Annotated in this window: 29 protein-coding genes; 17 read left to right on the forward strand and 12 right to left on the reverse strand. The window is 64.5% G+C overall.

Features of this window, described 5'->3' with window-relative positions:
• Positions 1–112: 112 nt before the first annotated feature.
• A complete protein-coding gene (locus M2S36_RS17030; protein WP_063913773.1) occupies positions 113–1027 on the reverse strand; it encodes a LysR substrate-binding domain-containing protein in 915 nt (304 codons plus the stop codon).
• A gap of 94 nt (positions 1028–1121) precedes the next feature.
• Here M2S36_RS17030 and M2S36_RS17035 point away from each other — a divergent pair, with 94 nt between their 5' ends.
• Positions 1122–2297 carry an MFS transporter gene (locus M2S36_RS17035; RefSeq protein ID WP_233686829.1) on the forward strand — a complete coding sequence of 392 codons (1176 nt, stop codon included), beginning with the start codon at positions 1122–1124 and terminating at the stop codon, positions 2295–2297.
• 153 nt (positions 2298–2450) lie between these two features.
• Here M2S36_RS17035 and M2S36_RS17040 read toward each other — a convergent pair whose 3' ends face one another.
• Positions 2451–3074 (reverse strand): glutathione S-transferase family protein, encoded by a 624-nt coding sequence (locus tag M2S36_RS17040; RefSeq protein WP_333957491.1) that lies wholly within the window; start codon positions 3072–3074, stop codon positions 2451–2453.
• A gap of 198 nt (positions 3075–3272) precedes the next feature.
• On the opposite strand from M2S36_RS17040, the gene M2S36_RS17045 reads away from it, so the two are divergent.
• The 3 genes from M2S36_RS17045 (at position 3273) to M2S36_RS17055 (ending at position 5409) form a co-directional block, all read left to right on the forward strand.
• Positions 3273–3575 carry a DUF3077 domain-containing protein gene (locus tag M2S36_RS17045; protein ID WP_233693556.1) on the forward strand — a complete coding sequence of 101 codons (303 nt, stop codon included), beginning with the start codon at positions 3273–3275 and terminating at the stop codon, positions 3573–3575.
• 79 nt (positions 3576–3654) lie between these two features.
• A complete protein-coding gene (locus tag M2S36_RS17050) occupies positions 3655–4377 on the forward strand; it encodes a hypothetical protein (RefSeq protein WP_207836282.1) in 723 nt (240 codons plus the stop codon).
• A 111-nt stretch (positions 4378–4488) separates the two neighbouring features.
• On the forward strand, positions 4489–5409 hold the full coding sequence (locus M2S36_RS17055) for a LysR family transcriptional regulator (RefSeq protein WP_063913767.1): 921 nt from the start codon (positions 4489–4491) through the stop codon (positions 5407–5409).
• A gap of 121 nt (positions 5410–5530) precedes the next feature.
• Here M2S36_RS17055 and M2S36_RS17060 read toward each other — a convergent pair whose 3' ends face one another.
• Complete coding sequence (locus tag M2S36_RS17060; protein WP_207836271.1) at positions 5531–6835, reverse strand: MFS transporter; 1305 nt, start codon at positions 6833–6835, stop codon at positions 5531–5533.
• 221 nt (positions 6836–7056) lie between these two features.
• Here M2S36_RS17060 and M2S36_RS17065 point away from each other — a divergent pair, with 221 nt between their 5' ends.
• The 3 genes from M2S36_RS17065 to M2S36_RS17075 are packed head-to-tail and all read left to right on the forward strand — an operon-like array spanning position 7057 to position 9366.
• The gene (locus M2S36_RS17065) at positions 7057–8220 is read left to right on the forward strand and encodes an iron-containing alcohol dehydrogenase (RefSeq protein ID WP_233688000.1); all 1164 of its coding nucleotides are present in this window, start codon (positions 7057–7059) and stop codon (positions 8218–8220) included.
• Between the two features lie 21 nt (positions 8221–8241).
• On the forward strand, positions 8242–8556 hold the full coding sequence (locus M2S36_RS17070; RefSeq protein ID WP_013972037.1) for an NIPSNAP family protein: 315 nt from the start codon (positions 8242–8244) through the stop codon (positions 8554–8556).
• A 33-nt stretch (positions 8557–8589) separates the two neighbouring features.
• Positions 8590–9366: an SDR family oxidoreductase gene (locus tag M2S36_RS17075; RefSeq protein ID WP_207836261.1), complete on the forward strand. Its 777-nt coding sequence runs from the start codon at positions 8590–8592 to the stop codon at positions 9364–9366.
• A 149-nt stretch (positions 9367–9515) separates the two neighbouring features.
• Here the strand turns inward: M2S36_RS17075 and M2S36_RS17080 are convergent, their stop codons facing one another.
• The 5 genes from M2S36_RS17080 to M2S36_RS17100 form a co-directional block, all read right to left on the reverse strand.
• Positions 9516–10451: a cyclase family protein gene (locus M2S36_RS17080; protein WP_333957492.1), complete on the reverse strand. Its 936-nt coding sequence runs from the start codon at positions 10449–10451 to the stop codon at positions 9516–9518.
• A 98-nt stretch (positions 10452–10549) separates the two neighbouring features.
• A complete protein-coding gene (locus M2S36_RS17085) occupies positions 10550–11092 on the reverse strand; it encodes a WYL domain-containing protein (RefSeq protein ID WP_207836257.1) in 543 nt (180 codons plus the stop codon).
• 107 nt (positions 11093–11199) lie between these two features.
• Positions 11200–11787: a zinc-binding dehydrogenase gene (locus tag M2S36_RS17090; RefSeq protein ID WP_333957493.1), complete on the reverse strand. Its 588-nt coding sequence runs from the start codon at positions 11785–11787 to the stop codon at positions 11200–11202.
• Positions 11675–12472 (reverse strand): SDR family NAD(P)-dependent oxidoreductase, encoded by a 798-nt coding sequence (locus M2S36_RS17095; protein ID WP_207836255.1) that lies wholly within the window; start codon positions 12470–12472, stop codon positions 11675–11677. The genes M2S36_RS17090 and M2S36_RS17095 overlap by 113 nt, the downstream gene beginning before the upstream one ends.
• A gap of 92 nt (positions 12473–12564) precedes the next feature.
• Positions 12565–13482, reverse strand: a complete 918-nt coding sequence (locus M2S36_RS17100) for a LysR family transcriptional regulator (protein ID WP_284384605.1) — start codon at positions 13480–13482, stop codon at positions 12565–12567.
• 380 nt (positions 13483–13862) lie between these two features.
• Between M2S36_RS17100 and M2S36_RS17105 the strand changes: the two genes are divergently transcribed.
• The 4 genes from M2S36_RS17105 (at position 13863) to M2S36_RS17120 (ending at position 16863) form a co-directional block, all read left to right on the forward strand.
• Positions 13863–15056, forward strand: a complete 1194-nt coding sequence (locus tag M2S36_RS17105; RefSeq protein ID WP_333957494.1) for an MFS transporter — start codon at positions 13863–13865, stop codon at positions 15054–15056.
• Between the two features lie 30 nt (positions 15057–15086).
• The gene (locus M2S36_RS17110) at positions 15087–16193 is read left to right on the forward strand and encodes an alkene reductase (protein ID WP_333957495.1); all 1107 of its coding nucleotides are present in this window, start codon (positions 15087–15089) and stop codon (positions 16191–16193) included.
• A 153-nt stretch (positions 16194–16346) separates the two neighbouring features.
• Entirely contained in the window at positions 16347–16592 is a 246-nt protein-coding gene (locus tag M2S36_RS17115) for a type II toxin-antitoxin system Phd/YefM family antitoxin (RefSeq protein ID WP_063913757.1), read from the forward strand.
• The gene (locus M2S36_RS17120) at positions 16582–16863 is read left to right on the forward strand and encodes a type II toxin-antitoxin system RelE family toxin (RefSeq protein ID WP_233687996.1); all 282 of its coding nucleotides are present in this window, start codon (positions 16582–16584) and stop codon (positions 16861–16863) included. Before M2S36_RS17115 ends, M2S36_RS17120 begins: the two co-directional genes overlap by 11 nt.
• A gap of 72 nt (positions 16864–16935) precedes the next feature.
• Here the strand turns inward: M2S36_RS17120 and M2S36_RS17125 are convergent, their stop codons facing one another.
• Both M2S36_RS17125 and M2S36_RS17130 read right to left on the reverse strand, forming a co-directional pair.
• Positions 16936–17331 carry a hypothetical protein gene (locus tag M2S36_RS17125; RefSeq protein WP_063913755.1) on the reverse strand — a complete coding sequence of 132 codons (396 nt, stop codon included), beginning with the start codon at positions 17329–17331 and terminating at the stop codon, positions 16936–16938.
• Positions 17332–17419: 88 nt separating this feature from the next.
• A complete protein-coding gene (locus tag M2S36_RS17130; protein ID WP_063913754.1) occupies positions 17420–18328 on the reverse strand; it encodes a LysR family transcriptional regulator in 909 nt (302 codons plus the stop codon).
• 291 nt (positions 18329–18619) lie between these two features.
• Here M2S36_RS17130 and M2S36_RS17135 point away from each other — a divergent pair, with 291 nt between their 5' ends.
• Genes M2S36_RS17135 through M2S36_RS17145 form a run of 3 tightly spaced genes read left to right on the forward strand, consistent with a single transcriptional unit; the run spans position 18620 to position 22217 of the window.
• On the forward strand, positions 18620–19924 hold the full coding sequence (locus M2S36_RS17135; protein WP_333957496.1) for an MFS transporter: 1305 nt from the start codon (positions 18620–18622) through the stop codon (positions 19922–19924).
• 29 nt (positions 19925–19953) lie between these two features.
• The gene (locus M2S36_RS17140; RefSeq protein WP_207836298.1) at positions 19954–21195 is read left to right on the forward strand and encodes a Zn-dependent hydrolase; all 1242 of its coding nucleotides are present in this window, start codon (positions 19954–19956) and stop codon (positions 21193–21195) included.
• Complete coding sequence (locus tag M2S36_RS17145) at positions 21195–22217, forward strand: histone deacetylase family protein (protein WP_207836245.1); 1023 nt, start codon at positions 21195–21197, stop codon at positions 22215–22217. The genes M2S36_RS17140 and M2S36_RS17145 overlap by 1 nt, the downstream gene beginning before the upstream one ends.
• Positions 22218–22336: 119 nt before the next feature.
• Here the strand turns inward: M2S36_RS17145 and M2S36_RS17150 are convergent, their stop codons facing one another.
• Positions 22337–23761, reverse strand: a complete 1425-nt coding sequence (locus M2S36_RS17150; protein WP_063913751.1) for an aminotransferase-like domain-containing protein — start codon at positions 23759–23761, stop codon at positions 22337–22339.
• A gap of 48 nt (positions 23762–23809) precedes the next feature.
• Here M2S36_RS17150 and M2S36_RS17155 point away from each other — a divergent pair, with 48 nt between their 5' ends.
• The 3 genes from M2S36_RS17155 (at position 23810) to tam (ending at position 26444) form a co-directional block, all read left to right on the forward strand.
• On the forward strand, positions 23810–24085 hold the full coding sequence (locus M2S36_RS17155) for a hypothetical protein (RefSeq protein WP_333957497.1): 276 nt from the start codon (positions 23810–23812) through the stop codon (positions 24083–24085).
• Positions 24085–25494 carry an amino acid permease gene (locus M2S36_RS17160; protein WP_207836243.1) on the forward strand — a complete coding sequence of 470 codons (1410 nt, stop codon included), beginning with the start codon at positions 24085–24087 and terminating at the stop codon, positions 25492–25494. Before M2S36_RS17155 ends, M2S36_RS17160 begins: the two co-directional genes overlap by 1 nt.
• A 173-nt stretch (positions 25495–25667) precedes the next feature.
• Entirely contained in the window at positions 25668–26444 is a 777-nt protein-coding gene (gene tam / locus M2S36_RS17165) for a trans-aconitate 2-methyltransferase (protein WP_063913750.1), read from the forward strand.
• On the opposite strand, the gene M2S36_RS17170 is transcribed toward tam, so the two are convergent.
• Entirely contained in the window at positions 26434–26805 is a 372-nt protein-coding gene (locus M2S36_RS17170; RefSeq protein WP_207836240.1) for a DUF2784 domain-containing protein, read from the reverse strand. The two genes, tam and M2S36_RS17170, sit on opposite strands and share 11 nt — an antisense overlap.
• Between the last annotated feature and the right edge of the window lie 63 nt (positions 26806–26868).

Genomic DNA, 26868 nt, shown 5'->3' on the forward strand with positions numbered 1-26868 from the left:
GGCACGGGCTTCGCCCGTGTTCGCGGGCAAGCCCGCTCCCACAGTGACTGCATATGTTTTTAAATTTTGGGCAAGACGGTTCTCCCACAGGTTACGCGCACCGCTTGCGAATTCAGTTCTCTTCGCGACAGCTCCGGCCTGACAGTTGCTCCACCAGAAAATCCACGAACACCCGCACCCGCGCCGGCATTGCCGGGCCGCCGACGAACACTGCATGAATCGGCTCCCGATCACCGGGGTTGTACGCCTCCAGCAACGGCACCAGCTGACCGCTGGCCAGGTCATCGGCCACGGTAAAGGTACCGATGCGCGCTACGCCGGCGCCGAGCCTGGCCAACTGCGCCAGGGCTTCGCCGCTGCTGCATTCGATATTGCCCGTCACCTTCAATGAGAACGCCTGCCCGTCGCGGCGGAATGGCCAGTCGGGGGCGGCGCGGCGGAAGTTGAAGCGCAGGCAGTTGTGCCGGGCCAGGTCCTCCGGCACAAGCGGCGTCCCACAGCGCGCCAGGTATGCGGGCGAGGCGACGATCACCTGGCCGGTTTCGCCAATGGCGCGGGCGCTCAACGAGCTGTCCGGCAGGTGGCCGAAGCGCAGCGCCACGTCGGCCTGGCCGCCGAGAATGTCGGCCACTTCGTCACTGAGGGTAAGGTCGACCAGCACCTGCGGGTAGCGCGCGCTGAACGCTGCCAGCAACGGCACCACGGTCAGCCGGCCATGGCCCAGCGCTGCGCTGACGCGCAAGCGCCCGCGTGGCACGCCCTGGTCGGTGATGGCCTCTTCCACTTCGAGCATGTCGGCCAGCACCCGCCGCGCACCGCGCAGGTACGCTTCGCCCTCGGGCGTGAGAGTGATCGCCCGGGTGGTGCGTAGCAGCAGGCGGGTGCCCAGCCGCTGTTCGGTGCGCGCGAGGATGCGGCTGACCGCCGAAGGCGTCAGCCCCAGCGCCCGGGCGGCGGCAGACAGGCTGCCCTCTTGTGCCACCTTGGCAAATATTTCCATCTCTCCGGATCTTCCACTGAAGTCCATTTGTGCCTCTTCAGCAAAGGTGGTTCGCAAAAACCCAGTCTAGTGCGGCTCAGTTTCGGATCGTAGCATTTGCAGCACAGATAAGGAGTTTGCCATGCGTATCAATCCACCGCTTGTCGCACTCGCCATCGGTGCCTTTGGCATCGGTGTCACCGAGTTCGCCCCCATGGGCATGTTGCCCAGCATCGCCACCGACCTTGGCGTCTCAATCCCGGCTGCCGGGCTGTTGGTCAGTGCCTATGCGATCGGTGTGCTGATCGGGGCACCGCTGATGACCCTGGCCACGGTGAAGGTCCCGCGGCGTTACCTGTTGATCGGCCTGATGGCCATCTTCACCCTGGGCAACCTGATGTCGGCCCTGGCCAGCGACTACGCCAGCCTGCTGGTCGCCCGCGTGGTCACCTCGCTCAACCACGGTGCGTTCTTTGGCATCGGCTCGATCGTCGCGGCCAGCGTGGTGCCGCCCGAGAAGCGCGCCGGGGCCGTGGCCGCCATGTTCATGGGGTTGACCCTGGCCACCATCGGCGGTGTGCCGCTGGCGACCTGGTTCGGTGAAATGCTGGGCTGGCGCACGGCATTCTGGGGCATCGCCGGGCTCGGCCTGGTGGCAATGACAAGCCTCTGGTATGCACTGCCCCATGTGCCGTCGCCCAAGGGTGACGGGGCCATGGCCGAAATCCGCGTGCTGGGTCGCGGGCCGGTGCTGGCGGCATTGCTGCTGACCGTGGTGGGCTCCAGCGCGATGTTCACGGTATTCACCTATATCGCGCCGATCTTGCAGAGCGAGGCGGCCGCGTCCACCACCTTCGTCACGGCCATGCTGGTGTTGTTCGGTGTCGGCCTGACCTTGGGCAACGTGTGGGGTGGCAAGGCCGCGGACCGCTCGATCGACCGCACCCTGATGCTGTCACTGGCCGTGCTGATTGCGGTGTTGCTGGTGTTTCCGCTGGTGATGGGCTGGCCGCTGCCGACTGCGCTGGCGATCCTGGTGTGGGGTGCGGCCAGCTTTGCCCTGGTGCCGCCGCTGCAGATGCGGGTGATGGAGGCGGCCAAGGATGCGCCCAACCTGGCGTCGGCGGTGAACATTGGGGCGTTCAACCTGGGTAACGCGATTGGTGCGGCGCTGGGTGGGGCGGTGATCAATGCCGGGCTGGGGTATTCGGCGGTTTCCCTGGCGGGGGCGGCGATGGCGGCGGTTGGATTGGTAATGGTCTTGATGTTTGCCTGGCGTGGGCGGGCGGTGGCGTTGGGGGATCGGGCAGCGGTTTAACGGGCTGAGGTCCTGGGGGCGCCTTGCGCCCCTTTCGCGACGCAAGGCCGCTCCCACAAGTCAAGCGAGCACCGTCCCTGTGGGAGCGGCCTTGTGTCGCGATGGGCTGCAAGGCAGCCCCAAGGTCCTGTACTAGCTGTCAATCTGTTGCCATCACGGCGTACCGTTGCGGCCGTGCAGGTGATAGGCCGGGCGCTCGCTCAACCGCTCGTAATAGTCGCGCACGGCCGGCAGGTGCGGTTGCTCGAACGGTGTTTCGAACCAGCGGTTGACCGACAGGCCGATGGGAATGTCGGCCAGGGTGAACTGGCTGCCGGCCACATAGGCACCGGTGGCCGCCAGCTGGCGGTCGAGAATGTGCATGTAGCGCGCCCAGTCCGCACAGCCGGCGGCGAGGGCCTGAGGGTCCTGGTGGGCGGGCGAGTGCCTGACCAGTGACATGAACGCGTAGCTCCAGGAGCGGTTGAGGTCCGAGGCCTGCCAGTCGATCCACTGGTCGATCCTGGCCCGCGCCTGCGCTTCGCCCGGGTAGAACGCGGTGGCGCCGTAGCGCGTGGCCAGGTAGCGGATGATGCTGTTGGATTCCCACAGGGTGAAGTCGCCATCCTGGATCACCGGGATCATGGCGTTGGGGTTCAACGCAAGGAACTCGGCGCTGTCCGTGGGCTTGAAGCCCGCCCCCCAGTCTTCGCGCTCGAACGGAACCTCGAACTCGGCGCACGCCCACAGGACTTTTCGTACATTGATGGAAGAGGCTCTGCCCAGTATCCGTAGCATGGTGTTCGTCCTTGTGTGGGGGAACTTGATCGTCCGTCACTGCCGGGTGCCGGTCAAGAGCCTGGCCGGTGGCAGAGCGTCCCCTTTGTAGGATTCTTGTAGTCCATTTCCGAAAGTAAGCCTTTCCACCCCCAAGGTGATTGTGGCGGGGCAGGCAGCGCCCTAGTCTCGGCACGCTCGTAACCCCGAGGAATGGACATGGACAAAGACACTCCGAAAGAAGGCAGCAACCTTAATGTCGTGCGCGCAGCGGGCCGTTTTGGCAACGGCGGTGCCGAACTGGTGCAGATGAAACCGCAGCTGCCAATGCGGACGGCGCTGATGGAAGCCTCAAGCATCATGGGCTGCATTACCGAACTCACCCGCAAGGCCATCGACCGGCCTGGCGACCGCAAGGTGATGATGCAGGCCACGTACTATCTGGCAGGTATGGCCAAGGCGTTGATCGACGGCCAGTTGCATCAGTTGCGCCAGGCACGGGCAGGTGAGGAGCAGCCTTAGTCAGGCTTGCCTGGGGGCCGTGAACTTGGCACCCTTGGTCAGTTTGAATCGTCTGAATCACGACAGAAGGAAGTTCGCATTGAGCTGGGACAAGGTGGGGAAACTTCTGGTAGCCGTGCTGCTTGGCCTGATGGTTCTGCTGGCCGTCTATGGGCTGCTCAGAGGCAACCCGCGCCTGGAGGCATCGCTGACCTATGCCTACCTCACCTATCCCAGCCAGTTCAGCGAACGCATCAGCAAGGCCAGCGAGCAGCTCAAGTACGAGCAGTTGCAGGGGCGTATCAACACCATCAGCGAGGGCGGGCTGAGCCACGATCAGGTCGAGCGCCTGATCGAAATGGCCCAGGCACCCTATGCCCAACTGTTCGCCAAGCCCTTCGAGGCCGGGCTGGTCGACCACCGCACCGGTTTGCTCATCGAATTGCGCAACAGTGGTGATGCACAGGTGCGTCAGGTGAAAATCCGCCTGCCAGCCAAGGGCCTGGTGCAGGTGCGCGACGCTGCGGGCAACGACACCATCCTGGAAACCGCCACCATGCAAGTGGATATCCCCGCCATCGAGCCGGGTGGCGCGTGCAAGGTATGGGTGTACTTCGATGCGGACTACTCGCAGATCCGCCAGAGCGGGGTCAGCATCAGTCACGCCAATGGTAAGGCCGATGTGCAGGTGTACCGCGAGGTCATCGGCTTCCCGGCCTGGGTGGCCCGCTACAGCCGTGAGCTGATGGTACTGCTGGGCGTATTGGCGGTCAGCGTGCTGGGCCTGGGGTATGCCTGCCTGTCGCGGCGCCGCGTGGTATAACCCCGGCGGGCGTGCCTTCAGGTCAAGGGTCATTTGCCGCAAACTCAACAATCGCCCGTTGACAACCCTCTATAGTGCTCGGCATTACAAGACCTATGCCGAGCCTGCCCGATGATCCCTTCCCTGGACTCCATTTTCTCCCGCCTGCGCCTGCGTCAGTTACGCCTGCTCATCGAACTGGACCGCTGCGGCTCCCTGCACAAGGCGGCCGAGGCCATGGCGATTTCCCAGCCCGGGGCCACCAAGGCCTTGCGCGAGGTGGAGGAGGTACTGGGTGTGCCGTTGTTCCAGCGCCTGCCCAGCGGGCTGGTGGCCAATGACGTAGGTCGTTGCGTGGTGCGTTATGCGCGGTTGATCCACAGCGACCTGGGGCACTTGCGCGAAGAGGTGCTGGGCATTGTCCAGGGCCAGGGCGGGCGGCTGGCGGTGGGCAGCATCATGGGTGCCATGCCGACCCTGGTCGGCGCCCTCGGGCGGCTGCGCAGCAGGCAGCCGCAACTGGCGGTGGAGATCGCCGAAAACACCAGTGCCAACCTGCTGGCCCAGCTCGATGAAGGGCGCCTGGACCTGGCCATCTGCCGGCCAGGGCTGGGACGCAACGCGGCAGACTATGCCTTTGTCGAACTGGCCCAGGAGCCGCTGGCGGTGGTCGCGCACCCACGGCACCCGCTGGCCGGGGTAGCGGCGCTGGAAGTCGGCGACCTGAGCCAGTACCGCTGGATTGTCTACCCGGCCAACATGCCCATGCGCCAGGCGCTGGAGCGTGAATTGAGCGAAGCGGGGGTGGAGGTGCCACGCTACCCGCTGGAAACCTTCTCCACCTTCGCCACCTTCATGCTGCTGGAGGATGACCCGACGCTGGTGGCGGTGATCCCCAGCGCGGTGGCGGCCTTTGCCGAGCAGCGCGGCTTGCTGGTGTCGCTGGCAGTGCAGCTGCGGGCACTGAGCGAGCCGTTCGGCATCGTGCACCGGGTGGCAGCGCCGCTGTCACCGGCGGCGCGCTTGCTGGTAGAGGAGTTGACTGCCGGTTGAAACCTGTAGCGGCCCCTGTGGGAGCGGGCGCGCCCGCGAACACCGGCGCAGCCGGTGCCATCCACCGCGTCGCCTGCTTCGCGGGCACGCCCGCTCCTACAGGGGCTTGCAATCCCAAACCTCAGAACTGCCGCTCGCGGTAATCGATCAAGCTGGAAAACACCGCAATCAACACCGCCGCCACCACGAAGAAGATCAGCGCAAAGAAGTAATCCCCGGTGAACTGCACGATCAGCCCGATCACGATCGGTACCAGCACCCCGGCCATGTTGCCGCAGAAGTTCATGGTGCCACCCAGCACGCCGGTGCGCGACGGCCCGCCGATGATCGCCGGCAGGCACCAGTACATCCCGCACCAACGGATGAAGAACATCGCCACGCACAGCAGGCTGATCACCGCGACGGTTTCGCCCACATAGGCTGCTGCCAGGATGCACACCGCCGCCACCAGCGCCGAACCGCTGAACAGGGTGCGCATCACCAGGTTCGGCGAGGCACCGCTGGCCCGCCAGCGGTCACCGATCCAGCCGCCGATCAGCTCGCCGACAAACCCGCACATGAAGATCAGGAAGGTCGCCCCACCCATGGCCGAGATGTTCAGGCCGTGGGCCTTGTGCAGGTAGCTTGGCATCCAGGTCAGCAGCCCGTAGAACACCGCCAGGATGCAGCTGTAGCCGGCGAACATGGCAAAGATCGAACGGTCCTTGAGCAGCTCGCGCAGCGGCAGGCTGGCCTTGGCTGCCGCGGCATGGGCGCTGGCGTTGCCTTCGGTGATGTGGCGCAGCTCGGCCTCGTTCACCCCTGGGTGCTCGCTGGGGTGGTTGCGGATGTACTTCCACGCCAGGATGCCGGCCAGTACGGTACCGACCCCCGCCACCACGAAGGCCAATCGCCAAGAGCCCAGCCAGGCAATCAACCCGGAAATCAGGATCGCCCCCAGGGCACTGCCCAGCGGCGCGCCGCCGTCCACCAGCACTGCGCCACGGCCACGTTCGTTGGGCGTCAGCCAGGCACCATTGAGCTTGGCCCCGGCGGGCATGATCGGCGACTCGGCCACGCCCAGGCCGATGCGCGTCAGTAGCAGTACCAGCCAGTTGTGCGAGGCCGCGCCCAGCGCCTGGAACAGGCCCCAGGCCACGGTTGCCGCGCCAATGATGCCGCGGGTGTGGAAGCGGTCCAGCAGCAGGCCGCCAGGGATCTGCATCAAGGCATACGACCAGAAGAACGCACTTAGCATCAGCCCTTCCATGGCCGGTGTCAGGTTGAATTCGGGGGCGATCAGCGGCAGCGCCACCGACAGCGAGGCGCGGTCGATGTAGTTGATTGCGGTCAGCAGCAACAGGATCAGGAAGATGCGCCAGCGCACCGTGGTCATCGGGGCCGCGGCGGGCAGCGCCAGGTCGGCCGGGGAGGGGATGGTCTTCATCGCGGGAGCTCGTTGTTGTGATTATCGGGAGGCGTAGCAGCTACGCAGGCCGATTGTTGGAGCGCTGCCGGCGGGGCGGGTAATGAAAAGAGCTGATCCGCNNNGCGGATCAGCTCTTTTCATTATCGGCGGCCCTGGCCCGCGCTCTAGATTGCCCCGGCACGGCCCGCCAGCGTCACGGCGGGCACAACAAGAACAACGCAGTTGCCTGAGGACACCTCATGAGCCCATTCCAGTTCCATTTCCCCACCCTTGCCAAATGTGGCGCGGGCCTGGCCGACCAGGCCGGTGCGCTGCTCAAACCGTACCTGGACGGCCCCCTGCTGGTGGTCACCGACCAGGGCCTGATCGACGCTGGCATCCTGGCCGGTTTCTTCGCCTCGCTGGAGCAGGCGGGTATCGACTACCAGCTGTTCTCAGACGTTGAAGCCAACCCCAGCACCGACGTGCTGGACGCTGCCGTGGCGCTGCTGAAAACACGCAACTGCACCGCCGTGATCGGCGTGGGCGGTGGCAGCAGCATCGACACCGCCAAGGGCGTGGCGGCGATGGCCACCAACCCTGGCAACATCCTCGACTACGAGGGTTACGACAAACTGACCCAGCCACCGCTGCCGATCTTCGCCATCCCGACCACCTCCGGTACCGGCAGCGAATGCACGGCGTCGACCGTGTTCACCAACAAGCGCACGCTGTTCAAGACGGTGATCGTCAGCCCGCGGCTGTTCCCGCGCCTGGCCATTCTCGACCCGGCACTAACCCTGAAACTGCCCGCGGCCATCACCGCGGCCACCGGCATGGATGCGCTGACCCACGCCATCGAGTCGTATGTGTCGCGCCAGGCCAACCCGATCAGCCAGGCCATGGCCCTGCAAGCCATTCGCATGATTGCCGGCAGCCTGGAAAAAACCTACTTCGTCGGCACCGACATGGACGCCCGCGAGCAGATGCTGCTCGGCTCGTTCCTGGCCGGGGTGGCGTTCTCGCAATCCAGGCTGGGCAACGTGCATGCCATTTCCCATACCTTCGGTGGGGTGTTCAACATTCCCCATGGCATCGCCAACGCCGCCCTGCTGCCTTACGTGATCAAGTTCAACCTGCCGGCCTGCCCGGAGCGCTTCCGCGACATCGCCATTGCCCTGGGCGCCGATGTGACCGGGCTCAGCGTGGAGCAGGCCGCGGCGCGCGCGGTAGAGGCGGTGGTGGCCCTGAACCAGGCCATCGGCATCCCGGCGACCATCCGCGAACTGGGCGTGGACCTGGAGTTCCTGCCGCAGATGGTCAGCGACTCGATGCGCAGCGGCAACGTGCTGGTCAACCCACGCCTGACCACGGCGCGCGATGTCGAGCGCCTGATCACCGACGCCTACCACGGCAACCTCTGAACCTTTAGCGGAACCACGACCATGTTCTATGAAATGCGTACCTACACCCTGCACATCGGCAAGATGAAGCAATACCTGGAGCACTTCGAAAAGGAAGGCTTGCCGGTGATCTCACGCTACGCCAAGCTGGTGGGCTGGTGGTATACCGAGATTGGCGAACTGAACCAGGTGGTGCACATCTGGGCCTACGAGAGCCTTGACGACCGCATCGAGCGCCGCGCCGCCCTGTACCGCGATGCGGACTGGCTGGAGCGCTTCATCCCCGTGGCCTTCCCGATGCTGGTGCGGATGGAATCGAAGTTGTTGATGCCTGCCGCGTTTTCGCCGATCCAGTGACCCTGTAACTGCATTGCATCAAGGAGCAACCCAATGGATCTAGGCATTACGGGCCGCTGGGCCATCGTCTGCGCGGCCAGCCAGGGCCTGGGCAAAGGCTGCGCCGAAGCGCTGGGCAAAGAAGGCGTCAACCTGGTCATCAATGCCCGCACCCAGGCCACCCTGGAGCAGACCGCTGCCGAGTTGCGCGCGGCCTGCCCGGGCATCGAGGTGCGCACCGTGGCCGGGGATGTCGCCGACGCCGAGGTGCGCCAGGCGCTGCTGGCAGCCTGCCCGCAGGTGGATATCCTGGTCAACAACGCCGGAGGCCCGCCACCGGGTGACTTCCGTGACTGGGGGCGTGAGGACTGGCTGAAGGCACTGGACGCCAACATGCTTACCCCCATCGAGCTGATCAAGGCGGTGGTCGATGGCATGGCCGAGCGCGGGTTCGGCCGGGTGGTGAACATCACCTCCGGTGCGGTGAAGGCGCCGATCGATATTCTTGGCTTGTCCAATGGCGCACGCAGTGGCCTGACCGGCTTCATCGCCGGCCTGGCCCGTCAGCAGCGCCTGGCGGGCAGTAACGTGACGCTGAATAATCTGCTGCCGGGGGCGTTCGACACAGCGCGCCTGCAGAAGACCTTGAAGGCGGCAGGTGGCGATGTAGAAGCCACCGCACAGTCCCGGCGCAAGGCTATCCCGGCGGCGCGCTTTGGTAGTGCCGATGAGTTCGGCGCCTACTGCGCGTTCCTGTGCAGTGCGCATGCCGGGTACATCACCGGGCAGAACCTGCTGATCGATGGCGGGGCGTATCCCGGTACCTTCTGAATCGCCTGACTGAACTGTCATTCGAAACAAAATGCAGGCCCTTGTGGGAGCGGGTTTACCCGCGAAGGAGGCGACACGGTGTATGGCACCGGCTTCGNNGCGGGTAAACCCGCTCCCACGGGTACCGCGTCAGCATTGAGGTGCGGCGATCAGTGAATCGCTACGGGGTTGATGTTCACCTGGGTCGAGCCCTTGTACAGCGGCTGCCCAAGCACGAACAGGAACTCGAACGCCTTGTCCTTCACCAGCGCTCGGGTGTCGATCAGCTCGAGGTTGTAGATGCCACGCTTGGCCAGCATGAACTGGTTGACCGGGAATTCTTCACCGGTCGGGTTGGGGTACACCTCCGACGCCCAGGTGTCGCCACCAAAGGCAACGATGCCCTGGTCCGCCAGCCACTCGGCCGCCGGCAGGTCGATGCCCGGTTCGGTGGCGAGGAACTGCTGGTTGTCCTTGCCGATCAGTTCCAGCCAACCGGTGTTGAACAGCACCACGTCACCCTTGCGCAGGGTAATGCCTTCTTTCTTCAGCACGGCCTTGATGTCATCGACGGTGATCGAGGTGCCGCCCGGCACGATGGCTTTGCCGTAGTGAGCGGTCATGTCCAGCACCACGCCGCGGGTGACCATGGGCGGTACTTTCTCCACACCCAGCTTGGTCACGCCTTCGACGGTGACGAAGTCGGCAGCCTTGTTGCCGTTGTAGTAGACGTTGTCGATACCGATGTGGCCGATGCCGTTGAGCTGGGTGCCGACGCCGGTCCAACCGTTGACCAGTTCATCGTTGAACGTGAACTTGTTGCGGCCCAGGGTCTGGCCAGCCTGCTCGCCGGGCTGGATGTTGTACAGGTGGAAGCTGCGGTGGCGGAAGGCTGGCAGGTCCTTGCTCACCGGCACGGCCAGCGGGTAGGTCTTGCCGGTCTTGACCAGGCCGACCGCCTGCCTGACCACTTCGGGGGTGAGCAGGTTGGCGGCGCCGACTTCATCCTGTTTGCCGTAGGGCGAGGTCTGCCAGTCGGCGGCCAGGGTGGCCTGGGCAGTGGTCGCCAGGGCGACGGCGAGCAGCAGGGGCTTGAAGCGTTTCATCGGGTACTCCTGATGGTGAGGCGTTGTCAGGAGCAGATTCTGCGCAGGGCCCGCTATGGGAAAAAGCGGCCCGGGGGACAATGACTTTTGCTTGCCGATCAACAACCACTCTCGTGCAGCGCCAGGCTCTGGCGCAACTGTTCGAGCATGGCCTGGCGCAGTGCCTGCGGCGCCTGCACGCGGATCGAGCCGGCCTGGGACAGCAGCCAGCCCATCAGCGCGCGGTTGTCGTCGACGGTGGCGACCAGCGTGGCGCCGCCGTCCGCTTGCGGCGTCAGTTGCATATCTGCCGACAGTGGCGACGCTTCCAGGCGCCTGGCCAGCGCAGCATCGACCCAGGCGTGCAACTCAACCTGTTCCGGGGGTGTGAGCGCATCGGGCTGCAGCTGCTGCGCTTCACCCAGGCTCAGGCCCGGTTGCCAGTACCAGCCGTAGGGCATGCCTTTGCTGTTGCACTGCAGCGGGAACAGCGCCGCGAGTTCGACCAGATCGCGTTCGACGGTGCGTTTGCTGGTGATATGGCCAACGGTTGTCAGGGCCGCCTGCAGCTGGGTGGAACTCATCCCTGGGTGACGGCCGGGCAGCAGCTTGAGCAACTGCCACTGGCGGGCGATGGTGTGACGGGTAGGGTGGCTGGGCAAAGGGCTCGTCCTTGAAGGCAGGCACGAAGCCTGCCTGAGTAGTGGCGTTTAGCTATCGGTCAGCATACCTTGTCACGGAATGGGATCCAAGTTCTCGCAGACGGCTGTTAGTCGAGGCGTGTCACCCATTTGCCTGCGCCTTGGCCTTCTTTCAGCTGCTGCAGAGCCTGTGGCAATGCCGAGAAGGCGAACTCTCGGCGCTGTGGCGCGATCAGGCGGCCATCGGCGACGGCCTGCAGCAGTCGTTCACCGGCCACGCGCAGGGCCTGGCGATCCGCCAGCCGGCCGTGGGCATGAATGCTGTTGAGCGCCACTTCATGCAGCGAGATTGCCGTGCTGAAGGCGGGCGTTGGTGCGGTTTCCTGGCGGTCCTGGATGCACACGAGGTGGCCGTTGTAGCCGAGCAGGTAGGCAAGGCTGCCGGCATAGGCGCCGCTGACGGTGTCGAACAGGGCATGCAGCGGGCGCTCGCCCAGGGCGGCCTGCAGTTGGTTCTGCCAGTCGGCGTCGTGGTAGTCGAACACGCCGCTTACGCCGAGGGCCTTGAACAGCGCTTCGGTGGATGGGTAGCCGGGGTTGAATTCAGATAGCCAGGCTGTCGACCACGCCGCCGTCGACCCGCAGCGCTGCGCCGGTGGTGGCGGAGGAGTAAGGGGAGGCGAGGTACACCGCCAGGTGGGCGACTTCGTCGACATCGGCGGCGCGCTGGATGATCGAGCTCGGCCGTGCGGTACGCACGAAGTTGTCGGCTTCTTCACGAATGCTGCGCCCGGACGCCTGGGCTGCATCGGCTACCAGCGCAGCCACGCCGTCGGTCAGGGTTGGGCCGGGCAGTACTGCGTTCACGGTTACCCCGGTGCCGGCCAGGCGCTTGGCCAGGCCATGCGATACCGCCAGGTTGGCAGCCTTGGTGACGCCGTAGTTGATCATGTCGGCAGGGATGGCGATGCCCGATTCCGAGGAGATGAACAGGATCCGCCCCCAACCTTTCTCGACCATGCCCGGGGCATAGTGACGGGCCAGACGCACGCCGCTCAGCACGTTGGTGTCGTAGAAGCGCGTCCACTCGCTGTCGGCCACGTCGAAGAAGTCGACGTCGTCGTAGATGCCCAGGTTGTTGACCAGAATGTCGGCCCGTGGGTGGGCGGCGAACAGGGTGTCGGCACCGGCGGCGGTGCCCAGGTCGGCGACCACGCCGTGGATCTGCCCACTCCCACCTTGCTCGCGCAGTTCGGCCAGGGCGGCATCCAGCGACTTCTGGCTGCGGCCGGCAATGACTACGTCGGCGTTTGCGCGGGCCAGGCCGCGGGCGATAGCCAGGCCAATACCGCCGGTCGAGCCGCTGATGATGGCGGTGCGTCCGCCGAGGTCGATGTTCATGGAATGGCTCCTGTGGTTGGGTTGCATCGATAGGAGCCATCCTAGTGAAGCGCAGTCAGACTGTAAAAGACGTAATTCGACTGAGTTAAGACCTACATGGACTTATCAAGCCCTTCCTCGGCCAATGCCAGCACCTGCTCACGGAAAATGCCCACGATTGGCCGCAAGTCGACCTGGTGCCAGACCGCCCACAACTGCTCGCTGGGCTGGAACCAGTCCAGCTTGCGCAGCACCACGGTTGGCCCGGCGCTGGCCGACAGGCTGCTTTGCACCATGGCCAGGCCCAGGCCGGCGGACACCAGGCCGAGTACGCTCAGCGGGTCGGTAGCCTCCAGCGACAGGCGCGGGGTGAAACCGGCATCACCACAACGGGCAATGAAATCGTCGCGCTTGTTGACCTGGTCGGGCTGGCCACCGGTGATGATCCATTCCTGCTCATGCAGGTCGGCGGGGGTCAGCCGAGCCTTGCTGGCCAGCGGGTGCGCGGCCGGGATGGCCAGCAACAACGGGTCGTCCAGTACCGGCTGGCCGCGCAGGTCGGGGTCGTTCTTTGGCGGCGGCTCGCAGACCAGGGCAATGTCCAGGCTGCGCTGACGCAGGCCTTCGAACTGCTCGTTGGGGGTCATGTTGTACAGCGCAATGTGAATGTTCGGGCGCTCGCCACGAATGGCCCGCACCGCGCCAGGCAGCACGCCGGCATGGATGGCGTGGTTGATGTAACCGATGCACAGCCCGCCTTCCTCGCCGCGGCCCAGGCGCTTGCCCAGCGATTCCAGGCGCTCGGCATGCTTGAGCAGGCCACGTGCCTCGGCCAGGAAGGTGCGCCCGTCCCTGGTCAGGTACAGGCGCTGGTTGCGCCGTTCGAACAGGGCCAGGCCCAGGTTGTCCTCCAGCTGGGCGATCTGCCGGCTGAGGGGAGATTGGGAAATATGCAGCTGCTCGGCGGCCCGGCCGACGTTCTCGCATTCGGCGACGGCTACGAAGTAGCGCAACTGACGTAGATCTTGCATGAGACCTCCGGGGACTTAACTGTTGATGATTATGACTTTGGCGGTCTCGATCTGGCCAGCCATGGATGCGCTCGCTTCGTCGGTTGAGCATGCCGACCAGGACTTGGCGGTGTTCAACGCAAGGGGAGGGCTTTGCCCTCCATTCGCGGGCACGCCCGCTCCCACAGGTACCGCGCTGTTTCAAATGCAGCGCAGTACCTGTGGGAGCGGGCGTGCCCGCGAATGCATCTGTCCAGGCCCCACAAAAGCTTGATCCTTTCGCAACAGCCCGACCACCACCTTTGCTTCAGAGGCAAAACTCATTGTCCCGCCCCCGTCTTTTTCCCATCCCGCGCCCCCCGAGAATTCACCCATCCCAACCTTCCACAGGTGATTCTCAAATGCCTCTCGCCTTGTTAGCCCTGACCTTGGCGGCCTTCGCCATCGGCACCACGGAGTTCGTGATCGTCGGCCTCATCCCGACCATCGCCAATGACCTGGCGGTCACCCTGCCTTCGGCCGGCCTGCTGGTCAGCCTTTACGCCCTCAGCGTCGCCATCGGCGCACCCCTGCTCACCGCCATGACCGGCCGCGTACCGCGCAAGCTGTTGCTGGTCGGCCTGATGGCGCTGTTCACCGCCGGTAACCTGGTGGCCTGGCAGGCGCCCAGCTACGAATCGCTGATCATGGCGCGCATCCTCACCGGCCTGGCCCACGGGGTGTTCTTCTCGGTCGGCTCGATCATCGCCACCAGCCTGGTGCCGAAAGAAAAAGCCGCCAGCGCCATCGCCACCATGTTCAGTGGCATGACCGTGGCCTTCGTCACCGGCATTCCGCTGGGTACCTTCATCGGCCAGCACTTCGGCTGGCGCGTGACCTTCCTGGTGGTGGCCGCGTTCGGCCTGGTGGCGCTGCTCGGCGCGCTGCTGTTCGTGCCCAAGCGCATCCAGCACAGCCAGCCGGCACCGCTGCTGCGCCAATTGCGGGTGATGCTGCAACCGCGCCTGCTGCTGGTGTATGCCATGACCGCCGTGGGTTACGGCGGCTCGCTGATCGCCTTCACCTTCCTTGCCCCGATCCTGCAGGACATCGCCGGCTTCGGCGCCAACAGCGTCGCCCTGGTGCTGCTCGCCTACGGCGTATCGGTTGCCCTGGGCAACATCTGGGGCGGCCGCCTGGCCGACCGCAAAGGCCCGGTCAAGGCACTGTCGATCATCTTCCTGCTGCTGGCCATGGTGCTGCTCGCGCTGACCTTCACCGCGCCGCATCCGGTGCTGGTGGTAGTGACCGTGCTGGCCTGGGGCGCAGTGGCCTTCGGCAATGTGCCGGGCCTGCAGGTGTACGTAGTGCAGCAGGCGGAAAAGGTCGCCCCCGATGCCGTCGACGTGGCCGCCGGTTTCAACATCGCCGCCTTCAACCTGGGTGTGGCCGGTGGTTCCTGGGGCGGTGCCCAGGTGGTGCAGCAACTCGGCCTCGGCCACACCCCCTGGATCGCCGCACTGGTCACCCTCGGTGCCCTGGCCCTGACCCTGTACAGCGGCCGTCTCGACCGCCGCGTGCCTGCCCAGCCACAACCTGTCGTCAGCCGCGCCTGACCCCTGATTCGACTTACGGAGATGCTCGCCATGACTCAAGATCCGCTGTTCCAACCCCTGCAACTCGGCGCCCTGAACCTGCCCAACCGCGTACTGATGCCGCCGATGACCCGCTCCCGCGCCGCCCAGCCTGGCGATGTACCGACCGCGCTGATGGCCGAGTACTACGCACAACGCGCCAGTGCCGGGCTGATCGTCAGTGAAGGCACCTGGATCTCGCCGCTGGGCAAGGGTTACGCCCGTACCCCGGGTATTCACACCCAGGCGCAAATTGACGGCTGGCGCCTGGTCACCGAAGCGGTGCATGCCGCGGGCGGGCGTATCTTTGCCCAGCTCTGGCACGTCGGCCGCCTCAGCCACAGCAGCCTGCTCGGCGGCCAGGCACCGGTGTCGTCCTCGGCGATGCAAGCCGAAGGTGTGAATGTGTTCATCGACAATGCCGACGGCACCCCAGGCTTTGTCCAGGCCTCCAAACCGCGCGCGTTGAGCGAAGCGGAAATTGCCGAGATCATCGAGCAGTACCGCCAGGCCGCGCGCAATGCCATGGCGGCCGGTTTTGACGGTGTCGAGTTACACGCGGCCAACGGTTACCTGGTCAACCAGTTCCTCGATTCTGGTGCCAACGACCGCACCGACCGCTACGGCGGCTCGCTGGAAAACCGCCTGCGTTTCCTCGACCAGGTCACCCGCGCGCTGGTCGAAGGCACAGGTGACGCCCAGCGCGTAGGCGTACGCCTGGCCCCACTGACCACCCTCAATGGTTGTGTCGATGCCGACCCGGTCACCACCTATACCGCAGCGGCCCAGCGCCTGGGCGAAATCGGCATCGGCTACCTGCACATTGCCGAAGCCGACTGGGATGACGCGCCGGACATGCCGGTGGACTTCAAGCAACAACTGCGGGCGGTGTTCCCCGGGGTGATGGTGTATGCCGGCAAGTACACCGGCGAACGTGCACGGCGTGCGCTGGAGGAGGGCTGGGCTGACCTGATCGGTTTTGGCCGGCCATTCGTGGCCAACCCGGATCTGCCGGCACGGCTGAAGCTGAATGCGCCCTTGGCGGAACACGAACGGGCTACGTTGTTTGGCGGTGATGCCCATGGCCTGACCGACTACCCGGCACTGGCAACAGCCTGATACAAGCCTTCGCGCGGACTTTTGCAGGGGCGGCCTTGTGCCGCGATAGGCCCGCAACGCGGCCCCGGCGATGTCAGTGCGAAGCTGCAATCGATGTGCTTGTTTGTGTCCTATATATGAACCAAAATATGGCTCTCTATTGAGGGTGCAAACATGCAAAACATATTCGCTGACGTGGCTGTAAGCGTGTCGGAACTGAAAAAGAACCCATCCGCGGTGATGACCGGCGCTGCGGGTATGCCCGTCGCCGTGCTCAATCACAACCGCGTGATGGGTTACATGGTGCCGGCCGAACTGTACGAGGCCATGATGGAACGCTTGGAAGATCTCGAATTGAGCGAACTGGCAAAGTCGAGGCTGGGTGAACAAGGCGTACCGGTTTCCCTGGATGACCTATAAACTCGAATTCCTGCCTTCGGCAATGAAAGAGTGGGGCAAGCTAGGCCACACCGTGCGCGAACAGATCAAGAAAAAACTCGCCGAGCGCCTGCAGTCACCCAAGGTACAGGCCGACGCGCTGCGTGACCTGCCGAACCACTACAAAATCAAGCTCAAGGCCTCTGGATATCGCCTCGTCTATCGAGTCGAGGACGAGCGTATCGTTGTAGTGGTGGTATCGGTTGGCAAGCGCGAGCGTAGCGAGGTGTATCGATCCGCTCAGAAGCGGTAAACATCATCAGTGGTGTAGCCATCCTGCAAACGCCGCGCGCTACGAATGCGCTTCGCTTACCGTTCCTCGTTGCTATTCCATCAGCATCACAGCGTTGGCGTATTTTTCCTGGTCCGGTGTGAACGTTGTCAGCATGCCGGTGTGATTACAGGTCAGGGTGAGCTCTGTTCGCGTATCGATGAACAGATCCTCGCCGCGAAGGCCCTGCCATTGCGCCAGGTACTTGAACGAACCGTACTTCATCGGTTTCTTCAATGCGCGATCATGGCCACCTTTCCAACCTAGCACCGGGAGTGCGCCATCGGCGCAGTGCCGGGCAAGTTCTGGTTGGGCCAAAGCCCGCTCACGGCCAATCTCCCAGCAGCGGATCAAGCCCTCGTCGGGTCCTTTCCATGCTTCTTCCCAGGTGATCAAGGGGCGGATGGGGTGATGAATAGGGCGCTTGATGATCCCGGTAGTTCGATCCATGACTGAGATTGTCCGTAATGTTCAGTTGGCCTGGATGCTACTAATTGGCCATCATTGTGTCCAGTGCTGGCCCGCCTCACCTCTGTGTTCAGTCAAGGCTTTGCTGCAACGCCTCGATAAACACCTCTTCCGCGCGGCTGAAGCGCTGCTCCCTGTTCCACAACAGGTGGATATCCACATCGGCAATCCCTTCCTGCGGCGGCAGCTTCCACAGCAACCCGGCGTCTACATCCGGTGCCACCACATGCTCGGGCAGGCAACCTATGCCAAACCCGGCAATCACCAGCCGGCGCACTTCTTCAAGGCTCGGTGACGACGCCACGATCCGCCCGGCAAACCCTTGCTGGTCGCGGAAAATGGTCAGTGGCGACAGCATGCCGCCAATCTGGTCACTGGTGAAACTGACGAAGTTCTCCCGCTGCAGGTCGCCTTCGTCCTGGCCGAACAGGGCATGGTGCTTGCCACAGAAGAACGCATAGCGCTGGCGCAGGAACAACCGTTGCTCCAGCCGTGGCTGCGCACGCCGGTTCAGGCTGAGGCCCGCCGTGGCGGTTTTTTCCTGCAAGGCGGCGACGATGTCGGAGCTGCGCATCACGTCGATCTCCAGCTCCACCCGCGGGTGCTGGCGGTGGAAATCGGCGAGGAAGTCGTCGAAGCGTTCGTTGACGATACGGCTGATCATCAACAGGCGTACCTTGCCCACCAGTTCGTCCGCCGGCTGCTCCAGCAAGCCGCCGATCTGCGACATCTGCCCATAGACCTCGCCGGCAAGCTGGAACAGCTGCTCGCCCATTTCCGTCAGCACGAAGCGCGGCCCGCGACGGGCGATGAGTTGGCGGCCGAGCTGCTCCTCCAGGCGCTTGAGTGCCTGGCTCACTGCCGGCTGGGTGAGGTGCAGGCGGGCGGCGGCGCGGCTGATGGACAGCTCCTGGCCGATGACCCGGAAGGTGCGCAGCAGGTTCCAGTCGAGGCGGTCGTTGAGCAGGCGGTCGGGCATGGCGGGGCTCGATAATAAGCAAGGCTAATAGTGCGAATAATAAATAGAAAATTGACTAATCATAGCCCCGGGCCGATAAATCGCAGGTATTGAGGCCTGTTGCATCGGTGCTGGCTTCTTCGCGGGTAAACCCGCTCCCACAGGTACTGCAGCGCTTGCAGACCTTGTGCAATCCCTGTGGGAGCGGGTTTACCCGCGAAGAAGCCAACACCAGACCAGCAGGCCAAGCGCCACAAGAGCGCCACCGTGCCCCCGACAACTCCTGCCAGAACAACAAGCAAAGGAGCCCCCATGAAGCCCACCGCTTCCCCCCAACCACGCCGTGCCGCCGCCGCCGCATTCATCGGCACCATGATCGAGTGGTACGACTTCTACATCTATGCCACCGCCGCCGCCCTGGTGTTCGGCGCGCTGTTCTTCCCCTCCGACAACAGCCTGTTCAGCACCATGGCCGCGTTCGGCACCTTCGCCGTCGGCTTCTTCGCCCGGCCGCTGGGTGGCATCGTCTTTGGCCATGTGGGCGACCGTATCGGCCGCAAGAAGTCGCTGGTCATCACCTTGCTGATGATGGGCATCGTCACCGTGGGCATCGGCCTGCTGCCGACCTACGCGCAAATCGGCGCCATCGCGCCGGTACTGCTGATCCTGCTGCGCATCGTCCAGGGCATTGCCGTGGGCGGCGAATGGGGCGGGGCGGTGCTGATGGCCGGCGAGCATGCGCCCAAGGGCCGGCGCAACTTCTTTGCCTCGTTCGCCCAGTTGGGCAGCCCGGCGGGCCTGATCCTGTCGCTGCTGGCCTTCGGCGCGGTCACCCGCCTGCCGGAAGCAGACCTGATGAGCTGGGGCTGGCGTGTGCCGTTCCTGGCCAGCGCGCTGTTGCTGCTGGTGGGCCTGGCAATCCGCCTTGGGGTGAATGAATCGCCCGAGTTCATCGCCAGTCGCGAGCAGGCGGAAAAGGCCCGGCGCAAGGAGCAGGCTCCGGCATTCGAAGTGCTGCGCACGGCCTGGCGCCCGCTGTTGCTGTGCATCGGCGCCAATACCCTGGGCATTGCCGGGGTCTACTTCACCAACACCTTCATGATCAGTTACACCACCCAGCAATTGCACCTGGAGCGTTCGTTGATCCTGGAGTGCCTGTTCTTCGTGGCGATCATCCAGTTCTGCGTGCAGCCGCTGGCCGCGTGGTTGTCGGAAAAGCTCGGCGCTACCCGCTTCCTGGCCCTGGTTGCGTTGCTGGCCATGGCCTCGCCATACCCGATGTTCGTGCTGGTCAGCTCTGGCGAAGGCCCGCTGATCGTGCTCGGCATCGCCCTGGCAGCCGCGTGCATGGCGTCGTTCTACGCGGTAATCGCCGGCTACGTCAGCGGCATGTTCGACACCCGCGTGCGCTACACCGCCATTTCCCTGGCCTACCAGATCTGCGGCGCCATCGCTGGCGGCCTGACCCCGCTGATCGGCACCTGGTTGGCCCACACCTTCAGCGGTCAGTGGTGGCCGATGGCGCTGTTCTACACCCTGATCGCCACTATCTCGTTGGTTTGCGTGCTCGCCCTTGCGCGCCAGTATGCCCGTAGCCAGCGCCTGGAGCTGGCTTGATCGAACCGTTTATTCTGGAGTACCCGCACATGTTGAAAAGCAATGGCGAACGCCTGTGGGCGAGCCTGATGGCCATGGCCGAAATTGGCGCCACCGCCCGTGGCGGCAGCTGTCGCCTGGCTCTGAGCGACGACGACAAGGCTGGCCGTGAACTGTTCAGCCACTGGTGCCGCGAAGCCGGCCTGACGCTGACTGTGGATGCCATCGGCAACCTGTTCGCCCGCCGCGCTGGCAGCGACCCGGCTGCAGCGCCGGTGATGATGGGCAGCCATCTCGACACCCAACCAGAGGGCGGTCGTTTCGATGGCGTCTACGGTGTGTTGGCGGGGCTCGAAGTGGTACGCCGGCTCAATGACTTGAACATCCAGACGCGCAAACCGCTGGAAATCGCCGTATGGACCAACGAGGAGGGGGCCCGCTTCACCCCGGCCATGTTCGGTTCGGCGGTGTTCACCGGCGCCCTCGCGCTGGACGAAGCGCTGGCCATTCGCGACGCCGATGGCATCAGCGTCGCCGACGAACTGCAACGCACCGGTTACGCCGGCCAGCGCCCGCTGGGCGGTCAGGTCGCTGCCTATTTCGAGGCGCATATCGAGCAAGGCCCTATCCTTGAAGACAACGCCAAGGCCATCGGTGTGGTCAGCGGCGGGCAGGCCATCCGCTGGCTGGACGTTACCGTCGAGGGCCAGGCGGCGCATGCCGGTACCACGCCGATGTCATTGCGCAAGGATGCCCTGTACGGCGCTGCACAGATGATCCAGGCCGTTGAGCAACTGGCCGCCGACTTCGCGCCGCAAGGCCTGACCACCGTGGGCGAACTCTCTATCGCCAAGTCCTCGCGCAACACCATCCCCGGCGTGCTGCGCTTCACGGTGGACCTGCGTCACCACCGCGATGAAGCCATCGAGGCCATGGAGCGTGACCTGACCCTGAAGCTGCAAGCCATCGCCAACCAGCGCGGCCTGCAGGTGCGTATCGAGCGCCACTGGGTCAGCCCGGCCACGCCGTTCGACGCTGACTGCGTAGCCGCTGTGCAGCAGGCGGTGGACGGCCTCGGTTATGCCCAGCAGTCGATCGTCAGCGGCGCCGGCCACGACGCCATCCTGCTGGCCCGCTACTGCCCGACCGCCATGGTGTTCATCCCCTGTGTCGGCGGCCTGAGCCACAACGAAGCCGAAGACGTACTGCCCGACGACGCCCGCCAGGGTGCCGATGTACTGCTCAACGCCGTGCTGGCCCGCGCGGGCCGTATCGAACAAGGAGAAGCCTGATGCGTTGCTACTTCCATCCCGAACAACTGCTGCACCACCCCCGTAGCTATTACTCGCGCGGCGCCATGCGCACCCCGCAGGAAGTCCCCGAGCGCGCCCGGCGTCTGCTGCAGGCGGCCAGGGACCTAGGCTTCGACATCCGTCAGCCTGAGGATGCCGGCCTCGAGTCGCTCAAGGCTGTGCATGGCGAGGCCTACCTGGCCTTCCTCGAAGAGGCCCATGCGCGCTGGAAGGAAGTGCCCGAGGACTGGGGCGACGAGGTCATGTCCAACATCTTCGTGCGTGAGCCCAACGCCCTGCGCGGCATCCTCGCCCAGGCAGGGCGCTACCTTGCGGATGGTAGCTGCCCTGTAGGTGAAAACACCTGGCGCTCGGCCTATTGGTCTGCGCAAAGCGCGGTGGCCGGGGCAAAGGCCATTCTCGATGGGGAACCGGCGGCCTATGCGCTGTGCCGACCTCCTGGGCACCATGCGCGGTTCGATGCTGCGGGTGGTTTCTGCTACATCAACAACGCTGCCGTTGCTGCCCAGGCCTTGCGCAGCCGCTACAGCCGCGTGGCCATTCTCGATACCGACATGCATCACGGGCAGGGGATTCAGGAGATCTTCTACGATCGCAGTGATGTGCTGTATGTGTCGGTGCATGGTGACCCGACCAACTTCTACCCGGGTGTGGCCGGGTTCGAGGATGAGCGTGGCAGTGGTGCGGGGGAGGGGTACAACCTGAACTTGCCGATGGCGCATGGGGCTAGCGAAGCGGACTTCATGGGCCAGTTGGAGGTTGCACTCGCTGCGGTGAAGGACTTTGGCGCCGAGGTGCTGGTGTTGTCACTGGGGTTCGATATCTACGAGCTGGATCCGCAGAGCAAGGTGGCGGTGACGACGGAAGGGTTTGCGGTATTGGGCGAACGGATTCGGGCGATGCGCTTGCCGTGCCTGATCGTGCAGGAAGGGGGGTATCACCTGGAGAGCCTGGAGGCGAATGCGCAGGCGTTTTTTGCTGACAAGGCGGACTGGCGATAAGGAGGGGCGGGGCTGACAGGTGCTTGCCATGACAGTTTCAGCGCCTGAGAGATCGAGCGCCGCGCGGGCNNTCGATCTCTCAGGCGCTGAAAGTGTTGTGGCGAACACCCCGCAAACTGTTACACCCCACCCCGCCGCACATGCTTCACCAATACCTTCTCCAGCAACTCCCACATCGCCGGCTCGGTGCTGAACGCCACGTTGAACCGCATCCACCCGGTCGCCTTGGCATCGACCATGAACAACTGCCCGGGCCCGAGCATGATGCCTTTCTCCAGCGCATCATCCAGCAACGCCGCGCTGTCCGGAATCGCCGGGTGGCGGGTCCAGATATACATCCCTTCATCCGACTCGATGAACAACTCGAAGCCCAAGCGATGCAGGTGCCGGCCAACTTCCTGGTGCGCTTCGGCCAAGCGCTGGCGCAGGCGCTTGAGGTGCTTGCGCCAGCGGCCGTCGATGATCGCGGCATACACCACACGCTCCATCACCTGCGAGGTGGTCAGGCCCGAGCGCATCTTCAGGTGCAGCAGCTTCTGCATCAGTTCGGGGTTGGCCAGCATGTAGCCAACGCGCACATTGGGCGAAATGCTCTTGGAGTAGCTGCCCACGTACACCACCTGCTGCAGGTGGTCGAGGCTGGCCAGGCACGGCTGCGGCTCGGCGACCATGTCGGCGTACAGGTTGTTCTCCACCAGGCGGAAACCGTGCTGGCTGGCCAGTTGCAGCAGGCGGTGCAGCTGCGGCAGCGGCGTGCGCGAGCAGGTCGGGCTGTGCAGGTGCGGCTGGGTGAAGAACGCAGTGGGGCGGTGATGGCTGAGCAACTGTTCCAGCTGGTTCAGGTCGTAGCCGGCCGGTGTGCGCGGCACGCCGACCAGGGTCGCACCCTGGGTGCGCAGGATGCTCATCAGGTTGGGGTAGCCGGGGTCGTCCACCAGCACCACATCGCCCGGGCGCACCAGCGTACGCGCGGCCAGGTCCAGGGCCTGGCTGGCGCCGTGGGTGAGCATCAGTTGCGCCGGGTTGGCGACGATCGACAGTTCCTGCTGCAGGTTCTGCGCGGTCAGCGCGCGCAGCTCCGGCAGGCCCATGGGGTCGCCGTAGCCCGACAGCTCCAGCGGGCTGCCGGCCACCTGGCGCAGGCCGCGGCGCAGTCCGTCTTCGTACATCCAGTCGTTGGGCAGCCAGCCGCACCCCGGCTTGAACGGCAACTGGCGGATTTCGAAGATCTGCTGCAGGTACCACTCGGAGTTGAACGTTGGTCGACTGGTGTCGGCCTCGGCATTGTGCTGGTCCAGCAATTCGCCCGCCGCGCGGTTGACGAAGAACCCCGCATTGCCCCGGCTCACCAGCAGGCCCTGGGCGACCAGGCGGTCGTAGGCCTCGACCACGGTGAAGGTGCTCACCGAATAGCTCGCGGCAAAGGCGCGGATCGAGGGTACCTTGGCGCCTGGCTTGAGGGTCTGGTTGTCGATCAGCTCGCGCAGCCCGTCGATGATCTGGTTCACCAGCGGGGTCGAGGAGTCTGGATGTAATTCGAACATTCGGGGCCTTCAGGGTGCGTATCGCCCGGCGTTTGCAAGGTGTATTGCATGGGCGACCTGTACAGTGCAGTGCGAGTTTCATGCCACTGTGCATGGCTCTCTTCGTCGGACATTTTTACATTAGGTGTCAGATATCGCCACCTAAAGCATGTTCAGTTCGCCCCAGGCGCCTGCCCTGGGGCGCGTCAGCAGGCCGCCATGGAAGGCCTGCGTGTGTTCGCTCACACCATCCTGCGCGCATTAGCACTGATGTACGTGAAACCGCCAGCCATCGGGGTTTCACAGTTTTCCTTGGATAAAAAGAAGCACGGGGTACACAACTGATGGACGCAACATCCACAACCACCACCGCGAAAAGCGGGCACGAGAGCAAGCTCAGTGCCTCGCTGAAGTCGCGCCACCTGACGATGATGTCGATCGCCGGGGTTATCGGCGGCGCCTTGTTCGTCGGTTCCGGCAGCGTGATTCACAGCGCCGGCCCAGCCGCTGTCCTGGCCTACCTGGCAGGTGGCATCCTGGTGGTACTGATCATGCGCATGCTGGGTGAAATGGCGACTTCCTCGCCAGACACCGGTTCGTTCTCCACCTACGCCGATCGCGCCATCGGCCGTTGGGCCGGTTTCACCATCGGCTGGCTGTACTGGTGGTACTGGGTCATCCTCATGGCCTGGGAAGCTTATGTGGCGGGCAAGATCCTGCATGGTTTCTTCCCCGACGTCAGCGTCAACGTGTTCGTGCTGGCCACGACCCTGTTGCTGATCACCGTCAACTTCTTCAACGTCAAGCACTACGGTGAGTTCGAGTTCTGGTTCGCCTTGATCAAGGTGATCGCGATCGTCTGCTTCCTGATCGTGTGTACCGCTGCCGTGCTGAACATCTGGCAGTTCGGTGAAGTGCGTGGCATCAGCCACCTCACCGCAGAAGGCTTCATGCCCAACGGCATCACCACTGTGATCGGTGCCTTGCTCGGGGTGATGTTCGCCTTCCTCGGCGCGGAAATCGTTACCATCGCCGCTTCCGAAGCCAAGGACCCGGCCGCGCAGATCGTCAAGGCGACCAACTCGGTAGTCTGGCGTGTGTGCCTGTTCTACGTGGGTTCGATCTTCCTGATCGTCTGCCTGGTACCGTGGAACGACCCGTACCTGGGCGTTTCCGGCTATGGCGCCTACCGCCGCACCCTGGAACTGCTGGGCGTGCCCTATGCCGAGCTGCTGATGAACTTCGTGGTGCTGACCTCGGTGAGCAGCTGCCTGATCTCGGGCCACTACACCGCTTCGCGCATGCTGTTCTCCCTGGCCCAGCGTGGCGACGCGCCGTCGTTCTTCAAGATCACCCGCGCCGGCACCGGTGTACCGGTGTACGCGATCATGGGGTCGTGCGCCGTGGCCGTGGTGTGTGCACTGATCAACTTCAGCGAGACCCTGCGCCCGAAAGACGTGCTGGAAACCCTGATGAACACCACCGGCATGATCGCCCTGCTGGTGTACCTGGTGATCGCCTTCTCGCAGCTGCGCATGCGCCGCAAGCTGATCGCCGAAGGCAAGGAAGTGCGTCTGAAGATGTGGCTGTTCCCGTGGCTCACCTACCTGGTGATCGCGTTCATCGTGGCCGCCCTGGTGACCATGGCCTTCATGCCTGACTACCAGATCCTGGTGATCTCCACCGGTATCGCCGCAGCAGTCGTGGTGGCGATGGGTGTGGTGCACCAGATCCGCACTGGCAAGCAGCACTAAACGTCACGCGCTTCTCAAAACGGCCGGCTCCCTGGGGGGGCCGGCCGTTTTGTGTTGTTGGGCCAGGGTTTTCCCTCGGACTTCTGGCGTTTTGCTTGTGGGACCGCGTCAGACCTATCAGAACAGGGCAGATGGCATATGCTGAACACATTGCCCGCCCAAAGGAGCTTCACATGGCCTGGTCCGCCACCCAGTATTCCCAGTTCGAAGACGAACGCACGCGCGCCGTGCGCGACCTGCTCGCCGCCGTGCCGCCACGCCCGGTCCGCCACGCCACCGATCTGGGCTGTGGCCCCGGCAATTCCACCGAGGTGCTGCTGCAACGTTACCCGGATGCTCAGGTGACGGCCCTGGACAGCGACCCGGACATGATCGACAAGGCCCGCGAGCGCAAACGGCTGTGCATCCCCCGCGTGCGCACGGTCATTGGTGACATTGCAGGCTGGTCCGCCCCCGAGCCGCAGGACCTGATCCTGGCCAATGCCTCGCTGCAATGGGTACCTGACCATGCCTCGCTGTATCCGCACCTGGTGCGCCAGCTGAGCGAAGGTGCCAGCCTGGCCGTGCAGACCCCGGACAACCTCGACGAGCCGGCCCATCGGCAACTGCGCGAAATCGCCAGCCAGGGTCCCTGGGCGGCGAAGTTCGCCGATTTCCAGCTGCCGCCACGGCACAACGCGGCGTTCTACTACGACCTGCTCAGCCCGCTGTGTGCGCGGGTGGATGTGTGGCGTACCACCTACCATCACCCGTTGGCCGGCGGCGCCGAAGCCGTGGTGGAATGGTTCAAGGGTTCTGCCTTGCGTCCGTATCTGGGGCGGTTGGAGGCGCAGGAGCAGGTGGATTTCCTGCAGATGTACCTGCAGGCGATGCAGCGCGACTACCCGCCGGCCACCGATGGCAAGGTGCTGTTGCCGTTCCCGCGGCTGTTCGTGATCGCTACCCGCTAGGGCGGCGCCAGCGCCAGGCCACGTAGCTGTAGATGCCGAGGTTGAGCAGCAGTACGAAAGTGCCCAGCAGCAGCTGGATGTGCGGGGTCAGCCCGGCGGGGTAGATCAATGGCCAGATGTAGTGCTCGACGAAGCCGCCCTGATAGCCCGCGTCACCGGCAGCGCTGCGCATGCGGTTTTCCCAGGTGGTCAGCGGGCAGCCCAGGTGCAGGCATTCTACCGCCAGGCCCCAGGTCAGGGCCGGCAGGTGCAGCAGCAGGGCAGGGCGCCAGCGCAGCACCAGCAGGCCGCCGAACAGCACCAGCAGGATGAAGGCCAGGTGCAGCAGGACCAGGGTGTCGGCGGCAAGGCGGTAGAGCATGAGGAGTTGTTTTGTGAATTGAGTTCTTCCCAGCATAGATGGGTTGCCTGTACTGGCCTCTTC

Source organism: Pseudomonas sp. SF2, from assembly GCF_036858055.1.
In the GTDB taxonomy this organism is placed as follows: Bacteria; Pseudomonadota; Gammaproteobacteria; order Pseudomonadales; family Pseudomonadaceae; genus Aquipseudomonas.

What these genes read in the sequence shown, in the direction of transcription:
- M2S36_RS17030 (WP_063913773.1), bottom strand. Translation starts at nt 1,027, where the DNA reads ATGGACTTCAGTGGAAGATCCGGAGAGATGGAAATATTTGCCAAGGTG.
- M2S36_RS17035 (WP_233686829.1), top strand. Translation starts at nt 1,122, where the DNA reads ATGCGTATCAATCCACCGCTTGTCGCACTCGCCATCGGTGCCTTTGGC.
- M2S36_RS17040 (WP_333957491.1), bottom strand. Translation starts at nt 3,074, where the DNA reads ATGCTACGGATACTGGGCAGAGCCTCTTCCATCAATGTACGAAAAGTC.
- M2S36_RS17045 (WP_233693556.1), top strand. Translation starts at nt 3,273, where the DNA reads ATGGACAAAGACACTCCGAAAGAAGGCAGCAACCTTAATGTCGTGCGC.
- M2S36_RS17055 (WP_063913767.1), top strand. Translation starts at nt 4,489, where the DNA reads ATGATCCCTTCCCTGGACTCCATTTTCTCCCGCCTGCGCCTGCGTCAG.
- M2S36_RS17060 (WP_207836271.1), bottom strand. Translation starts at nt 6,835, where the DNA reads ATGAAGACCATCCCCTCCCCGGCCGACCTGGCGCTGCCCGCCGCGGCC.
- M2S36_RS17065 (WP_233688000.1), top strand. Translation starts at nt 7,057, where the DNA reads ATGAGCCCATTCCAGTTCCATTTCCCCACCCTTGCCAAATGTGGCGCG.
- M2S36_RS17070 (WP_013972037.1), top strand. Translation starts at nt 8,242, where the DNA reads ATGTTCTATGAAATGCGTACCTACACCCTGCACATCGGCAAGATGAAG.
- M2S36_RS17075 (WP_207836261.1), top strand. Translation starts at nt 8,590, where the DNA reads ATGGATCTAGGCATTACGGGCCGCTGGGCCATCGTCTGCGCGGCCAGC.
- M2S36_RS17080 (WP_333957492.1), bottom strand. Translation starts at nt 10,451, where the DNA reads ATGAAACGCTTCAAGCCCCTGCTGCTCGCCGTCGCCCTGGCGACCACT.
- M2S36_RS17090 (WP_333957493.1), bottom strand. Translation starts at nt 11,787, where the DNA reads ATGTCGACGAAGTCGCCCACCTGGCGGTGTACCTCGCCTCCCCTTACT.
- M2S36_RS17095 (WP_207836255.1), bottom strand. Translation starts at nt 12,472, where the DNA reads ATGAACATCGACCTCGGCGGACGCACCGCCATCATCAGCGGCTCGACC.
- M2S36_RS17100 (WP_284384605.1), bottom strand. Translation starts at nt 13,482, where the DNA reads ATGCAAGATCTACGTCAGTTGCGCTACTTCGTAGCCGTCGCCGAATGC.
- M2S36_RS17105 (WP_333957494.1), top strand. Translation starts at nt 13,863, where the DNA reads ATGCCTCTCGCCTTGTTAGCCCTGACCTTGGCGGCCTTCGCCATCGGC.
- M2S36_RS17110 (WP_333957495.1), top strand. Translation starts at nt 15,087, where the DNA reads ATGACTCAAGATCCGCTGTTCCAACCCCTGCAACTCGGCGCCCTGAAC.
- M2S36_RS17115 (WP_063913757.1), top strand. Translation starts at nt 16,347, where the DNA reads ATGCAAAACATATTCGCTGACGTGGCTGTAAGCGTGTCGGAACTGAAA.
- M2S36_RS17120 (WP_233687996.1), top strand. Translation starts at nt 16,582, where the DNA reads ATGACCTATAAACTCGAATTCCTGCCTTCGGCAATGAAAGAGTGGGGC.
- M2S36_RS17125 (WP_063913755.1), bottom strand. Translation starts at nt 17,331, where the DNA reads ATGGATCGAACTACCGGGATCATCAAGCGCCCTATTCATCACCCCATC.
- M2S36_RS17130 (WP_063913754.1), bottom strand. Translation starts at nt 18,328, where the DNA reads ATGCCCGACCGCCTGCTCAACGACCGCCTCGACTGGAACCTGCTGCGC.
- M2S36_RS17135 (WP_333957496.1), top strand. Translation starts at nt 18,620, where the DNA reads ATGAAGCCCACCGCTTCCCCCCAACCACGCCGTGCCGCCGCCGCCGCA.
- M2S36_RS17140 (WP_207836298.1), top strand. Translation starts at nt 19,954, where the DNA reads ATGTTGAAAAGCAATGGCGAACGCCTGTGGGCGAGCCTGATGGCCATG.
- M2S36_RS17145 (WP_207836245.1), top strand. Translation starts at nt 21,195, where the DNA reads ATGCGTTGCTACTTCCATCCCGAACAACTGCTGCACCACCCCCGTAGC.
- M2S36_RS17150 (WP_063913751.1), bottom strand. Translation starts at nt 23,761, where the DNA reads ATGTTCGAATTACATCCAGACTCCTCGACCCCGCTGGTGAACCAGATC.
- M2S36_RS17155 (WP_333957497.1), top strand. Translation starts at nt 23,810, where the DNA reads ATGGGCGACCTGTACAGTGCAGTGCGAGTTTCATGCCACTGTGCATGG.
- M2S36_RS17160 (WP_207836243.1), top strand. Translation starts at nt 24,085, where the DNA reads ATGGACGCAACATCCACAACCACCACCGCGAAAAGCGGGCACGAGAGC.
- tam (WP_063913750.1), top strand. Translation starts at nt 25,668, where the DNA reads ATGGCCTGGTCCGCCACCCAGTATTCCCAGTTCGAAGACGAACGCACG.
- M2S36_RS17170 (WP_207836240.1), bottom strand. Translation starts at nt 26,805, where the DNA reads ATGCTCTACCGCCTTGCCGCCGACACCCTGGTCCTGCTGCACCTGGCC.